The organism is Sphingomonas oryzagri, assembly GCF_029906645.1.
Taxonomy (GTDB): Bacteria; Pseudomonadota; Alphaproteobacteria; order Sphingomonadales; family Sphingomonadaceae; genus Solisphingomonas; species Solisphingomonas oryzagri.
Map to the genome: position 1 here is coordinate 2,169,199 of NZ_JARYGZ010000001.1, position 14,276 is coordinate 2,183,474.

General features: G+C 61.7%; 10 protein-coding genes. 4 read left to right on the plus strand and 6 right to left on the minus strand.

Annotated elements, in window-relative coordinates:
• The first annotated feature begins 28 nt into the window (after positions 1–28).
• Together QGN17_RS10495 and QGN17_RS10500 are read left to right on the plus strand one after the other, a co-directional pair.
• Complete coding sequence (locus QGN17_RS10495) at positions 29–2,686, plus strand: TonB-dependent receptor (RefSeq protein WP_281044422.1); 2,658 nt, start codon at positions 29–31, stop codon at positions 2,684–2,686.
• Positions 2,610–4,904 carry a glycosyl hydrolase 115 family protein gene (locus tag QGN17_RS10500; protein WP_281044423.1) on the plus strand — a complete coding sequence of 765 codons (2,295 nt, stop codon included), beginning with the start codon at positions 2,610–2,612 and terminating at the stop codon, positions 4,902–4,904. Before QGN17_RS10495 ends, QGN17_RS10500 begins: the two co-directional genes overlap by 77 nt.
• Positions 4,905–5,187: 283 nt before the next feature.
• On the opposite strand, the gene QGN17_RS20890 is transcribed toward QGN17_RS10500, so the two are convergent.
• A complete protein-coding gene (locus tag QGN17_RS20890) occupies positions 5,188–5,322 on the minus strand; it encodes a hypothetical protein (protein ID WP_313790157.1) in 135 nt (44 codons plus the stop codon).
• A 90-nt stretch (positions 5,323–5,412) separates the two neighbouring features.
• Between QGN17_RS20890 and QGN17_RS10510 the strand changes: the two genes are divergently transcribed.
• Positions 5,413–6,918 (plus strand): class I SAM-dependent methyltransferase, encoded by a 1,506-nt coding sequence (locus QGN17_RS10510; RefSeq protein ID WP_281044424.1) that lies wholly within the window; start codon positions 5,413–5,415, stop codon positions 6,916–6,918.
• A gap of 86 nt (positions 6,919–7,004) precedes the next feature.
• Here QGN17_RS10510 and QGN17_RS10515 read toward each other — a convergent pair whose 3' ends face one another.
• From QGN17_RS10515 to QGN17_RS10525, 3 genes are read right to left on the minus strand one after another with little or no spacing between them, the layout of a single operon-like run.
• Positions 7,005–8,348, minus strand: coding sequence for a DUF4910 domain-containing protein (locus QGN17_RS10515; protein WP_281044425.1), 1,344 nt, complete (start codon positions 8,346–8,348; stop codon positions 7,005–7,007).
• Between the two features lie 34 nt (positions 8,349–8,382).
• Positions 8,383–9,117, minus strand: a complete 735-nt coding sequence (locus QGN17_RS10520; RefSeq protein WP_281044426.1) for an SDR family oxidoreductase — start codon at positions 9,115–9,117, stop codon at positions 8,383–8,385.
• Positions 9,118–9,129: 12 nt separating this feature from the next.
• The gene (locus QGN17_RS10525; protein WP_281044427.1) at positions 9,130–10,077 is read right to left on the minus strand and encodes a glycosyltransferase family 2 protein; all 948 of its coding nucleotides are present in this window, start codon (positions 10,075–10,077) and stop codon (positions 9,130–9,132) included.
• A 386-nt stretch (positions 10,078–10,463) separates the two neighbouring features.
• On the opposite strand from QGN17_RS10525, the gene QGN17_RS10530 reads away from it, so the two are divergent.
• A complete protein-coding gene (locus QGN17_RS10530; RefSeq protein ID WP_281044428.1) occupies positions 10,464–11,807 on the plus strand; it encodes a hypothetical protein in 1,344 nt (447 codons plus the stop codon).
• Here QGN17_RS10530 and QGN17_RS10535 read toward each other — a convergent pair.
• Together QGN17_RS10535 and QGN17_RS10540 are read right to left on the minus strand one after the other, a co-directional pair.
• Complete coding sequence (locus QGN17_RS10535) at positions 11,750–12,913, minus strand: acyltransferase family protein (protein WP_281044429.1); 1,164 nt, start codon at positions 12,911–12,913, stop codon at positions 11,750–11,752. The genes QGN17_RS10530 and QGN17_RS10535 overlap by 58 nt on opposite strands.
• Before the next feature lie 221 nt (positions 12,914–13,134).
• Positions 13,135–14,247: an NAD(P)/FAD-dependent oxidoreductase gene (locus QGN17_RS10540; protein WP_281044430.1), complete on the minus strand. Its 1,113-nt coding sequence runs from the start codon at positions 14,245–14,247 to the stop codon at positions 13,135–13,137.
• Positions 14,248–14,276 lie beyond the last annotated feature (29 nt).

Sequence of the window (14,276 nt, forward strand, 5' to 3'; positions counted from 1 at the left end):
GTGGTCTGATAATTAAAGGAGGGGTGAGATGACCAAAGGGCTGTTGCTGGCTTCCAGTGCGTTGCTTGTCGGATTGTCGACGACGGCGGCGTTCGCACAGCAGGCGAATGACGTTGGCGCCTCGTCGCCTGGATCAAGCCCTTCGCCCCAGAATCCCGCAGCGGCACCCGCCAGTCAGGAGATCGTGGTCAGCGGCGTTCGTGCCAGCCTGGCAAGCGCGATCGGAAGAAAGCGGCAATCGGCGGAAATCGTCGATTCGATCGTCGCGGAGGATATCGGCAAGCTGCCGGACAATAACGTCGCCGAGGCGCTCCAGAGGGTGACCGGCGTGCAGATCACGCGCAGCCAGGGCGAAGGCTCCGGCATCGCGATACGCGGCCTGTCGCAAGTCCAGCAGCTGATCAACGGCCGCAATTTCTTCACGACGTCCGGCCGAACCATCGCGCTCGGGGATATTCCGGCATCCATGCTCGCCGGTATCGACGTCTACAAGACGGCCGCCGCCGACCAGATCGAGGGCGGCATCGGCGGCCTCGTCGATATCCGGCTTCGCCGCCCGTTCGATTTTGCGGGACGCGAGCAGTCCGCCACCATCAAGGGCTTCTATGGGGACATCGCCAAGAAGGTCGATCCGCGCGTCTCCATGCTGCTCAGCAACCGCTGGGATACCGGCATCGGAGAAGTCGGCCTCCTCGTCAGCGGAGCCTATCAGCAGCGCCATTACGGATCCTATCGCAACGCCACCGGCGCCTACGAAACCCGCACCGATCTCTACGATGTGAACGGCAATGGCGTGCAGGATGCCGGCGATGCCATCACCGCCGTGACGGACGCAGGCACACGCTACACATATGGCAGCCGAAAACGCTGGGGCCTCAATCTTTCGGCGCAATGGAAACCGGCCAGCAATCTCGAATTCTATCTGGACGGGATGTTCAATCGCGAGTCGAATCGCGAAGACGATCTGACGGCCTACGTCCGCACCGGAACAAGCGGGTTCCGGGCGTCGCCGGCGACCGCGGTGCCGCCGTTCACCTTCGATGACGGCACCAACTATTTCAAATATGGCTCATATGCGAATGCCAAGTTCGCGCCGGCAACTTACGCGCAGGACAGCGCATATACGACCTATCAGTTCGCTCTGGGTGGGAAGTGGGATGTCGGCCGGCTCAAGCTATCCGGCGAAGGCACCTATACCAGCAGCTCCGGCTGGGACAGCTTCAAGCAGATCGGCATCTATGCCAACGCCCCGTCCTACACGCTCGACCTGGGAAACTTCATTCCCAATCCGTCGGTATCCGGTTTCGATCCCAACGATTTCTCGGCCTATCGCTTCGATAACTTTCAGGATGAGCATCACTTGAACAAGGGTGACGAAAAAAGCGTCCGTCTCGACGCGACGTACGAAATGGGCTCGATCCTCACGAGCATCAAGGCGGGCGTCCGTTTCGCCGATCGCACATCGCATCACAGCGGTTACACCAACGATTATTCGCTCAGCGGAGATGAGAGCCTGCCGCTGCCCGGCAGCATTCCGGGGCTTCTGACCACGACTCCGGACCAGGTGTTCAGGGGCGACTACAATCTGAGCCTCCAGCAATTCGCGCTGCCCCGCATCGATCTGGTCCGCAACATCGAATATGCTCGGCGGATCCTCGGTTTCAGCACAGGCACCCCGGCAAACGACCCTGCCCAGCTCTACAACATCACCGAAAAGACCTACGCCGCCTATGTGATGGCGAACTATGCCTTCACGCTCTTCGGAATCGATTTCGATGGCAATGCCGGCGTGCGGTACGTCAAGACAAAGGAAAACGTCGCGGGATTCCAGAATCTGGCAGGTGGCGGCTTCGCACCGCTGACCGCCAACAGCAGCTATGGAAACTGGCTGCCGAGCGCCAATATTCGGGCCAAGCTCACCGACAGGCTCTATCTTCGCGGGGCCGTCTCCAAAGTGGTGACGCGGCCAGGCTTCAGCCAGCTCACCCCGGCGGAGAGCCTGTCTTACCCCTTCCTCACCGGAACGGCCGGCAATCCCAACCTCAAGCCGCTCAAGGCGGACCAGTACGATCTCTCACTCGAATGGTACATGTCGAGGACGAACATTCTGTACGCGGCGGCTTTCCTCAAGAATGTCGACGGTTTCATCCAGAATATTTCGACGGAGGAAACAGTCAATGGTCTGCCATTCCTGATCACCAGGCCCTCCAATGGAAATAATGGCACCGTAAAGGGAGTGGAGGTCGGCTATCAGACGTTCTTCGATTTCCTGCCGGCGCCCTTTGACGGCTTTGGCATCCAGGCGAACTACACCTATGTCGAAAGCAATGCGCCGAGTCCCATACCCGGCCAGAGTGTGCCGCTGGAGAACCTGTCCAAGAACAGCTACAACCTGATCGGCATCTATGAGAAAGGTCCGATCTCGGTCCGCCTCGCTTACAACTGGCGCAGCAAATATGTCGAAACGACATCCGGAGATGCCGCTAACCGGCCGCTGATCGCCAAGCCGATCGGCCAGCTCGATGCCTCGATCAGCTACGATCTCACACCGAACATCTCCATGACGTTCGATGCGACAAACCTGACCCGCAACACGCTCAGCGATTATTATGCCACGCCCCTCCTGCCGAAATCGGTCAACGCCTACGATCGAACCTTCGAATGGGGTGTCCGCGCGCGTTTCTAGGCTCCCACTGGCCGGGCGCGGTTTCGCTCCCGGCCTTTTTTTTTCTGCCGGCGCTTTTCGCGCTATCGAGGCTCTCGCCATCGTTCAGAACAATGACAGGCACAGTATCATGCGTTTGAGCAAGCGGCAGGTGGTTCAGGGTTTGTCCGTCATGGCATCGATGGCTGCGGTGCCCGCCGCCGCCGCCGCCCGGAAGCGACCTTCAGCGCCCCATCCTCCGGTGACGATCCGCCTGTCCACGCCCGCCGCACCCGTGCTGACGGCCGCGAAGGACCTCGCCCGCGATATCGAACTGGTGCTCGGCGCCCCGCCCGTATTCGCTTCGCAGCCCGCCACGAGAGGCGGCCTCCTGATCGAGATCGAAACCAGGCCCGGCGACCGCGAGAGCTTTTCGCTGCGGCGGCGCGGACAGGCCATCACGCTGACGGGGGCAGACCTGCGCGGCACGATCTACGCCGTCTATCAATTCAGCCAGGACTATCTGGGCGTCGATCCGATGTATTTCTGGACCGACCAGATACCGGAACCGCGCGCCGGGATCGACATGGCCGACGGCACCGAACGGACGTTCCCGACGCCGCTCATCGAGTATCGGGGCTTCTTCACCAACGACGAGGATCAACTGACCGGTTGGGCACCGGCGCGCGCGGACGAGCAGACCAACATCGCGCCGGCCGTGATGGACAAGGTCTACGAAACGCTGCTGCGGCTCAAGGCCAACATGGTAGTGCCCAGCACCTGGCCGTTTCCCGACGACCTCCAGATCAAGGCGGCCAGCGCCCGCGGGCTGATCGTCAATCAGCATCATGCGACGCCGGTCGGAATGAACGCCGCGCGCTGGCCGGAACATGCGCCCTATAACTTCACCGATCACCCGGACGTGCTGCGTAATGCGTGGCGCAACGCGGTCGATCTCTATGACCGCGACCAGGAGATATTGTGGACGGTCGGCCTGCGCGGCCTGTCCGACATGCCCTATTCCGCGCACGACCCCAGTGTCGCCGGCAGCGACCAGAAGATGGGCGCGATCATCGCGAAGGCGATTGCCGAGCAGATGCGGATCGTGCGCGATCGTTTTCCCGACGCGAAGTTCGTCACCAATCTCTGGTCCGAAGGCGCCCGGCTGATGCGGGCGGGTCATCTGCAACTCCCGCCGGAAGTCATCATCGCCTGGCCGGACGAGGGATGGGGCCTGGTTCGCGACGATGGGCAGGTGTCTCGGGGCCAGGGCTTTTATTATCACGTCGCCATGCTCAACGGACGGGCGAACCAGCTCTCGGAAATGGTCCCGGCCGAGCGCATCCGTTCCGAATTCGAACGCTTCATCAAGGCCGGCGCGACACGCTTCGCACTGGTCAACGTCAGCGACCTGCGAGCCGTGACGATGACCGCCAAATTCACGATGGATCTGGCGTGGGGAGACACAAGGCCGGATCGAAACGCCGAGGACTATTACCGAGACTGGGCGACGATCCAGTTCGGGCCGAAGGCCGCCGCGCCGCTCGCGGACTTCTACGAGGCTTATTTCGCAGCCATCCCTCATGCGCCTGCAGGCAAGAATTACGGCGACGGCATGGAATTGGGCGACCAGCATTATCACCAGACGGCGCGGGAACTCCTGCTCCGCGCCATGGTCAACCCGCCTTATTATCGCTCGTTCGGCCAGACGCCAAAATGGCGCGCGATGCAGCTGTATGATGAAAAGGATGCCGACCCCGGCAAATGGATCGACGCGACGATCGCTCGCGAGCTGCCGAGTTGCAGATCGGCTGCACGGCGTTGGGACACGCTGCTCGGCATGGCCCTCCCAATCGAACGGCTGGTGCCACCGAAGCGGCGCGCATATTTCCGCTACGCCGTTCTCACCATGATTGCCGCCAATCGAAACAGCAACGCCATGCTGATGCGCGTCTGCGAGGCAGTGATAGCGGCGCGTGCCGGCCGAACAGGCGATGCAATACGCGCCACCGCGGCGGCGATCGCCCAGATCGACGAGCTTGATCGCTATCGAGCGTTCGGCGCCTATGGCAAATGGCAGCATTGGTGGCGTGGAGATTGGCTCACCAACGTTGCGTCCACGCGGGCGCAGTTGGTTGCGTTCCGGACGTGGGTGACAGATCCCGCAGGCACTTCGCCACTGCCGGTGCTCGATGTGGATTGGTATGCTTACTATAAAATCCTGAAATATCAGGGCGACAGAGTTGTCGATATTTCCTGAGATATTTGTTTCGACATCGCTTTACCCGGCGCCAAGATGAATGATCGGCCGGGATGCGCGCGACGATCCCGTCAAGCGCCTCGCCAAGGATGGCGCCGGTGTTTCATCCTGTCGCCTGTCGCGAGTTCCGCCGCCGCCGGCTCGATAGCAGCGCGTAACTCGGTAAACTGCCGCAGCGGGGTTAGTGAAAACTTCCGTTCCAGACGCCAGTGCAGGACATCGGTGTCGAACAGGCTCCAGGCCGTCTCGGGTTCGACGATCGCCCCTTGCCGTGGCCGCGCGCTCAGCAATCCTTGGCCGTCTGCATCTCGACCGCCTCGCGCGTCACCGTGCGACTCACGATGAATGTCGTGGCCAGATCCGCCTCGGCAGGGAATGGCTTGTCGAGAAATTCCTTCGTCACTGCGACGAAGCCCAAACCCTCCTTATTTCCCAGTCGCTACTCTGTGCCATTGGTGCTGACGACGAACACGCACGGTCGCCCGCGGCGAAATGATCAAAGTGGCCCTTGGTCCCCGCGAATCTCCAGACCCCACAGGGATCACAGAAATGGAGATCGCAGCGATACTCGGCATCAATTCACCGACAAGGATTATGCAGAGATATCGAAATTTCTCTGTGTCACATCCTTTTTAGGCACCATCCGCATCATCGCATCCCCCTTTATAATGCCCGACAGATCGGCATGCTCGATTGCGCGTCATCATGCTCCATGTTTGTCTACCTCTCGATTTCTCAATCGATGCGGGGGTCTGCCATGAAGAGTCACGTCGCCTTGTGCCGGCATTGCAACAGCAAGCTGGAGATTTGCCTCGCCGATTTGGGGTTGATGCCGATCGCAAACGATCTGCCGGATACGCAGAACATTCCGGAGCGCCTTACCCCATTGAAGGTCATGGTCTGCAGTCAATGCAGGCTTGCACAGACTGTCGACTATAAGAATCCCGACGAGATCTTCCGCGACGACTACGTCTATTTTTCCTCTGAATCGACGTCATGGCTCGAGCATGCGAGGCGTTATGTCGATGCCATGATCGCGCGTTTCGACCTCACGCCCGGATCCAGGCACATCGAGATCGCGAGCAACGACGGATATCTCCTGCAATTTTCGAAGGCGCATGGCCTGTCGGCGTTGGGGGTCGAACCCTGCGGATCCGTTGCCGACGCCGCGCGCGCGAAAGGCATCGAAACCTGGCAGGACTTCTTCGGCGCCGAACTCGCCGACAGGATCGTATCATCCGGCGGCCCGGCCGACCTCGTGACCGCGAACAACGTCTTCGCCCACATTCCCGACGTGAACGGCTTCGCGAGCGGTATCCGCAAGATCCTCAAGCCGGAAGGCGTCGCCACGATCGAGGTCCAGCATCTCCTGCGCCTCATGCAGCGCAACCAGTTCGACACGATGTATCATGAGCATTTCTCCTATCACTCGCTGATCGCGGCCAGCCGGATATTCCGTGCGGCAGGGCTTCGTGTCTTTGACGTCGAGGAACTGGAGTCCCATGGCGGATCGATCCGTTTCTTCGTCTGTCGGGATGACGCCGATCATCCGATTTCCGCGAACGTCGATCGTATCCTGCAGGAAGAGCTCGATCACGGGCTCGACGGGGATGATGTCTATCTGCGTTTCGCCGGCCAGATCGAAACCCTCAAAGGCCATCTGGTCGATCTCGTCACCGGCATACGCGCCGAGGGGAAGCGGATCGTCGCCTATGGCGCTCCCGCCAAAGGAGTCACGCTGCTGAACTATTGCGGCATCGGTGCCGACATGATCGACTTCACCGTCGACCGGGCACCATCGAAACAGGGGAAGTTCCTGCCCGGCGTCGACATACCGATCCTGCATCCGAGCGCGATCGCGGAATCGGATGCCGACTTCATCATGATCCTGCCCTGGAATCTTTCCGATGAGATCATCGCCCAGGTGGTCTCCGCATCCGCGTACCGGGGAGGCTTCATCGTCCCGATGCCGACGCCCCATGTCGTCCACGCGCTGACGCGACAGGCCGCCTGAACGAGAGCCGGGACCGCCCCCGCTTATCGGCGGGGGCGAACCATCCGCCATCGCCGTAACCGGATTGCGGGCGATCGCCTCGCGTTTCACCCGGCTCGCTTCGACACATCCTCCAGAAGCCCCGCCCCATGGAGCGCATCGGCCGCCATCCTGATCTCCGAGAAAGGCTGCCCCGAGCGTTGGGCGATATCGAGCAGCGAATTGCGCCCGTCGCTGAGATTGAGCACCCAGAGCATCGCCATTTCCGGTACCTTGCCGCTCTGCCCCGCGACCGTCCGATACAGGCCGTATTTGCCCAGGCGCGGCTCACCCTTCTGATTCGTCGAGCGATAGGTGCGATCCTGATCGATCACCGCGATGATGTCCTCGATCGCGACGAGGGCCTCCTCAAGCGCCTCCGCCGATACGAAAGTCAGATCGTCCGCCGAACTGTGATATTCTGGGAACTCGCCATGGGGCGAACGGGTCAGTCGACCTACGGGAAGGTTGAGGCCCGGCGAGCAATATTGCCGTTCGTCATAACCCCAGGGGCTGAAATCGATGATCTTCGGATCGCCGCCACATCCGCTCAGGACGTGCACGGCCGCCCGGTCGATCCTGGCATTTCCCAGCCGGCTGCGCTTGTAGGTGAAATCGCCCCGGTCACCCAGTCCGGTGATCACCAGCCCGTGCGCGATCCGCCATGTCTCAGCGTCGTTCAGCGCAAGCCATGCCAGCGACCCGATCGTTCCGGGAACGAACAGCACCCGCAACGAGTGGCGCAAACCGGCCCGCTCCGCGCGGGCGGCGATGAACGCCGCGATGGCCAGCCCGGAGCAATTGTCGTTCGCCATCGAAGGATGGCAGATGTGGGTCGAAATCAGGATCTCTTCGGCGATCTCGCCCGGAATGAAGATTTCGCCGATGGTCAAGCTGCCAGGCTCCAGCGTTGCATCGATCCGGACCTCGAAAGGGCCGTCTCCCATAGCCTCGAGCTGGTTCCGGCTGAGGCAGAAACCCCAGTTCCGGTTATAATAACTCGTGCGATACGGAATGAGATCCGGCTGGTCGGGCAGGATATGAAGATGCGGGCGTAGCTCGCTCATGCTCATGATCTGGTGAACGGGCACGCTGTAGCTGACGACATGCAACGAATTCGCGCCGAAATCGACGATACGGCGGCCCAAAAGATCGGCGATATAGGCATCGCGGATATTCCATTCTTCTGGGATCGTCCAATCGAACACCTCCATCCCCGTAGGGATTTCGATTCGACGAATCGCGATATGTTCCGACAGGATGGAGAGCGTCTTGCGGACGCCGTCGCCGGTAATGCTGCGGCAGATCGGATAGAGCCGCCCGACGAGCGCCTCGATGTCCGCGCCGACGGTCTGTTCGCCGGCCGAGGATATCGGGTTCAGCTCCATCGCCATCGCACCCTGCCTCGCCATATGCCAATCCCCCTTGAGATACGCAGCCTCGCCATCAGCTCTTGAGCATTGGCCGCACTTGAATGTCGGTGACTTCCGCCGTTCTCGGGAGGCTGAGCGCCGCGCATACCATCTGCGCGACATCCTCCGGTTGAAGCAGGCGCTCCGGTCGATACTCGCGTTCCGCCTGGGCAAAGATGCGCGCCTGCCGCGGCGTCGCGGTGGTTCCCGGCGTGACCATCAGAACCCGAACGTCACGATCGTTCACCTCATCGCGCGTCGCATCGGCCAGTGCCTTGAACGCGGCCTGCATCGCGGCATATCCACCACGCCCGGCAAGGTTGGCCGCCCGGACAATGGATGATCCGATGAACACGATCTGGCCCTGCTCTCGGATCAGCACCGGCAGGGCCGCTTTCGTCAGCGCGAAGGGTGCGCGAACATTCACCGCGTAGAGGCGATCCAGTTCGCTCAGCGGAGTCTGCTCGAGGGACCCGCTCACGAAGATGCCGGCACAGTGGACGAGGATGTCGAGGCCGCCGAGATGGTGCGCCACCTCGTGCATCAGCCTGTCGCCGGCGCCCGCATCGCCGATGTCGCATGAAACCGCGATCGCGCGGTCGCCCGCGCCGGAGACGGTTTCATCGAGTTCGCTCTGGGTGCGTGCCACGCAGAGCACGGCCGCCCCGCAATAAGCCAGCTCGCGCGCGATCGCCCGCCCGATCCCGCGCCCCGCACCCGTCACCAGTGCACGGCACCCCGTGAAATCCGGACGGGCCGATGCCTCCATGACCTAACCTCTCTACGGTTGATGCAGGGATTGCGATGGAGACGGATTGGCGAAGCCCTCGACCGCCTCGATGGCCGGGCGAAAGCGCAAGCCGGCAAATGTCGCCGAGACCACGACCCAGCATCGCTTCAACCGGCCATGCATCGCGAGCTTCAAGGCGGTATAGGCCTGCTGCGCCAGGTGATAGGCGAACTGCCGCTTGCGTTCGTATCTCAGCACCGTCGATGTCGTGTTGCGATGCAGATACCATTGGTATCCCAGCCGCGTCCGATCTGTTTCCGTCCAGATGTCGAGCACACCCTCGATCTTGCGTGCGTGGACCACCTTGCTGCGGCCGACCAGGAAGCCCGGTCGATCCTGCGTGACGCGGACCGTGAATTCGCGATCCTCGCCGAAGATGAACATCGATGCGATCGGCAAGCCGTGATGCCGCAGCGTCTCGCGCGGGAGCAGAATCGACGCGAACGTCGCCCCGCGAACCGGGATCAACGCATCTTCGATCAGTTCGGGCCAGCCTGGGAAACCGATGCGGTTGGGACGGCGATCGATATCCGGAACCTCGGTGAGCTGGCCGCCGGACGACCGCGCCACCGACACGAGGAAGGCGAACGACGCCGCCCGCTCGACAAGGCTCGCCTGGGCCCGCAGCAATTCTTCCAGCGCATCGGGGTCGGGAAAGACATCGTCGTCCATCACCCAGATGCCATCGGCGCCGGTTTCGTAAGCGCGCCTCACGCCGGTGCTGAAGCCTCCGGCCGCCCCTGTATTGACCGGCAGCGACGTCACCAGCAGGTTGGCCTCCTCGCGCTGCGCCAGCATCGCGGCGGTTCCGTCCGAACTGCCGTTGTCGATCACGACGATATGTTCAACCGGGATCGTCTGCGCCGCCAGCGCGGTCAGGCAGCGCTCCAGCATCAGCTTGCGATTGTAGGTCACGACGACTGCGCACACCGACGTCATCACGATCCCCCGCTGGTCGATATCCCAAGCTCTTTGCAAGATGCCCGTCTGCGCAAAGCCGTGCTCGCGTCTTGCCCCGCAAGTACCGGAAAATGACCACGCCATATCGGCCGACGCAATAGACCTTAAGATGGCGCCTAATCCCTTCTAACTATATCCGATGAATGAACGTCTCGCCTCATCTTAATCGAATGCACCTTGGCATCGCCTCGATTTACCGTCGACAACGAAACGGAAGACAGGCGCTGCCAGCATGAAACACGAGCAGATCGGTTTTGTGGGGGCGGCGCCGTCTTCCGGGGAAAGGACAAATCTGCGGAGGCGACCGAATGTGGACTCCCTATATCACGATGCCAGACGCTGGCAGGGCGCCCGCCTCTGCCCCCATGCGGAGCAGATCCGACCGCGGCGGCGAAGCGGGGAACGTGAAATCCGGGACGGAATCGAATGAAGCGGAAATCGACTACCGCATCGTCATCATCCTGCTCGCTGCTCTCGGTTACAACGCCCTGCTGGCAATCGCCAATGCGCACGTCTCCGCCGCATCGCTGACGCAGGTGGCGCTGATCGAATTCGTGATCCTGGCCGCTGGAGCCGCGCTCATCCTTTCCGACGGGCTTCGCCCCTTCGACACGCCGGTCGTGGTCTTTGCCGTCGGGTCGTTGCTGGGCACGCTGCTGCTTTCGATCGTCAATCAAACGCCGGTAATCGGCATGATGCGCAATGTGGCCGATATCGTCATATTCACGATGCTGGGATTGCGATGCAGCCGGGCGACGCTGCGGACCTGCTTCATGCTTAGCGTGATCCTGGTGGGCAGCGTCATGATCATCGAGATCGTATCGATCAAGACCTATTCCAACCTGTTCAATCCTTTCTCTTATTACGTCAACACGCGAAGCCTCGGCGAGAACGATTTCGACAATACCGGATTGTTCGGCAATGCGCTCGGATTCGAAGGACGATTCAGCTACGGTATTTTCTCCACCCCGAGAACGTCCTCGATATTTCTCGAGCAGACCTCGCTGGCGAATTTTGCGACCTTCTGCACGATCTACCTGACTTCGGTCTGGTCCAGCGCCAAGCACCATGAGAGGATCATCGGCATCGCCCTGATCCTGTTCGTCCTTCTATCGAACAACTCCAGAACAGCATCTTCGATCGCCGTCATCTGCGCGGCCGGATATTTTCTCTTTCCCCTGTTACCGCGATTTGGAACCATCATCCTGCCGCTGCTGATGATCGGCCTCGCGCTGGCGGTCACGTATCATCTGGGCGATTCGAAAGAGGACGATCTCGCGGGACGTATCGGACTCTCGATCAGGATGCTCTCCCAGACGGATATCCAGGGTCTGCTCGGCCTGCGCGCGGTGTCCGCGGCAGATACCTTTCCCGACAGCGGCTATTCCTACACGCTCTATGCGGCTTCGATCTTCGGAGCGATCGCCGTGTGGCTCTATATCGCATTGATCGTTCCGGCGACATCGCCCGATCGCAAACGATGCAGCTGGGGCATCGGCATCTTCTTTTTCATGAACCTGCTCATCGGCGGCAACGCGGTCTATACAATCAAGATCGCGGCCCCCTTGTGGCTACTTGCAGGATATATGCGGCGCGGCGCCTGCACCGCTTCGGATCCGCTCCAGCCGGCGACCGCTCCGCGAGAAGCAGCCTATGCGACACCCAGCGCCCGGCTCCACCAGGCCGTGACCGGCCGCTCGATCCGATAATGGACGCACATGCCGACACCGACCGACGCCACGATGGCAAGCGGTACGAAGACGAGCGGCTGCATCATCCACCCTGCCGCTCCCGATAGCTGGATGACTATTCTCGCAGCGGCGATGACGAAGACGTGGCTCAGATAGATGCTGTAGGTTCCGGCGCCGATCCGGCCCAGCCAATCCGCCCGTGGCATCCAGCCCGCATTTTCCATTCTGACCAGCGCGGCGACCAGCACGGCGGCCGGAATGCCCAGCCACAGCCACCGACTCTCGACCGGCTGGACCAGATCGGCCCAGAGGAGGACGGGAAGCGCCGCCAGAACGAGAGCTACGGCTATGAGCCGCATCGGCGGCCGGTAATGGGCATTGATGATCGCCACAGCCACCCCGAACAGGAATTCGAACATCACGCCCTGCGCATAGAATTGCGCAAGCGGTGCCTGCCCCCCGAGCGCGACGGCGCAATAGTGCAGCAACACCATTTCCAGGCATAGCGCCAGGAACATCAGGTATCGCGGCAACATCAGGATCGACGCGAACATGGCGTAAAAGAGCATCTCGAAATTGAGCGTCCACCCCGGAGTGACGACCGGCGTCAATCGTTCGATCAATTCAGGGCTCGACGCGGCCGGGTTGATCCAGGGGATGAATGCGAGCGACGCCGCCAGATGCGGAAGACTGAAGATCGTCGAACGGAGGAGCCCCGGCATCAGGAGCGCAATCAAGGCGGCGATCAGCGTGAAGCCCCAGTAAAGCGGCACGATCCGGCAGAACCGTTTCTTGAGGAATATGACGGGGCTCGTCGGGCGGCCGGATACCCCGGTCCACATGACGAATCCGCTGATGACAAAGAATATGTCGACGCCGAATTTGCCTGAGGCCGGGACATACAATCCCGATATCGCGGCCGATTGGATGGCCGCATGATAGAATATCACCATCACGGCCGAAATACCGCGCAGATATTGTATGGATTCGTAGTTTCGGACGCGTCGTGCCGCCGATGGCCCCGCATCCCGTGCACCGGCACTGGCACGAACATCTCCGGCCGCTCCTGCCTGCCCCGCGCCTCGCCACCACCAGACAACAGATGCTTGTGGATCGGTCTGCATAAATCCCCCTGGCATCACGGACGCGGGTTTCGCGTCGCGGCATCATCTGTGCGGTCATGGTCGAGCCGGGCCACGATCGAAGCCGGCCACGCTATCCGTGAGCCTAACCGGGCGCGACGCTTCGCCAACATCCGCTTATTGGCGAACGGCCACGCATCCGGATTATCCCGACCATCGAAATGATTATCGGAGCGCCGACGGCTGCGCGACGCCAGGCCATCTCAGTTGGCGATGCCGAGCCGGGCGGCAACGACCTCGGCGATCGCCAGCGATGCGGTGAGCCCCGGAGATTCGATGCCGTAAAGGTTCACGAGGCCGGCAAGGCGGTGATCGTCCGGCCCCTGGATCTGGAAGTCGGACGCCGGCGCCCCCGCCCCACCCAGCTTCGGCCGGATGCCGCAATAATCCGGTTGCAGCAAATCGGCGCGGAACCCCGGCCAGAACCGGGCGGCAGCGGCCCTGAACCGATCGGCCCGGTTCGGGTCCACGCTGTAATCGAGGCTGTCGATCCACTCGACGTCCGGCCCGAACCGCGCCTGTCCACCCATGTCGAGCGTGAGGTGCGTCCCCAGCCCGCCGGGAACCGGAACCGGATAGATGAGGTGGGAGAATGGCACCCGGCCATGATAGAGAAAATAGGAACCCCGCGCGAAATGGCGGGTCGGCACCAGGTGCGGGGTCAGATCCTCGATCCTGCTCGCGAGTTCGCAGGCTCCGTGTCCGGCGGCGTTCACCACGAAACGAGCCGATACGACCGCATCGTACTCCCCCTCGATGAAGACCCGCCAGTCGCCGGTATCGCTGCGCGCGAGAGCCGAGACATGGGTGCGCTTGACGAGTTGCGCGCCCGCCGCCTCGGCATCCGTCAGGAGCGCGAGCATGTAAGCGTGGCTGTCGATGATGCCTGTGGATGGCGAATAGAGCGCGGATGCGCATGCCAGCTCCGGCTCCATATCGCGGGCGCGGGAACGGTCCAGCATCTCCAGATCGTCGACCCCGGCCGTACATGCCTGCCGATGGATGTCCTCCAGCGCCTGGAGCTCCCGATCAGAGAAAGCCACGATCAGCTTTCCGATCCGCCGATGCGGCACGTCTCGCTGGATGCAATAATCGTAGAGCATCTTCCGGCCGGCGATGCACAGCGACGATTTCAGCGGCAATCCCGCATAATAAAGCCCGGCGTGGATCACTTCGCTGTTGCGGGAACTCGTTTCCATCCCGATCGCGGAATTGGCTTCCAGGACCATCACGTCGAGGCCCGATTGTGCCATCCGGCGCGCGATGGCGAGCCCGATCACGCCGGCGCCGATCACAACGACATCGGTATCGGCCATTGTCCTATCCTTCGCCTGGGCCGGGTCGA

Excerpts from the sequence above, each read along its gene's own strand:
- QGN17_RS10495 (WP_281044422.1), top strand. The coding sequence starts at position 29 with ATGACCAAAGGGCTGTTGCTGGCTTCCAGTGCGTTGCTTGTCGGATTG.
- QGN17_RS10500 (WP_281044423.1), top strand. The coding sequence starts at position 2,610 with ATGCCACGCCCCTCCTGCCGAAATCGGTCAACGCCTACGATCGAACCT.
- QGN17_RS10515 (WP_281044425.1), bottom strand. The coding sequence starts at position 8,348 with ATGGCGAGGCAGGGTGCGATGGCGATGGAGCTGAACCCGATATCCTCG.
- QGN17_RS10520 (WP_281044426.1), bottom strand. The coding sequence starts at position 9,117 with ATGGAGGCATCGGCCCGTCCGGATTTCACGGGGTGCCGTGCACTGGTG.
- QGN17_RS10525 (WP_281044427.1), bottom strand. The coding sequence starts at position 10,077 with ATGACGTCGGTGTGCGCAGTCGTCGTGACCTACAATCGCAAGCTGATG.
- QGN17_RS10530 (WP_281044428.1), top strand. The coding sequence starts at position 10,464 with ATGCGGAGCAGATCCGACCGCGGCGGCGAAGCGGGGAACGTGAAATCC.
- QGN17_RS10535 (WP_281044429.1), bottom strand. The coding sequence starts at position 12,913 with ATGCAGACCGATCCACAAGCATCTGTTGTCTGGTGGTGGCGAGGCGCG.
- QGN17_RS10540 (WP_281044430.1), bottom strand. The coding sequence starts at position 14,247 with ATGGCCGATACCGATGTCGTTGTGATCGGCGCCGGCGTGATCGGGCTC.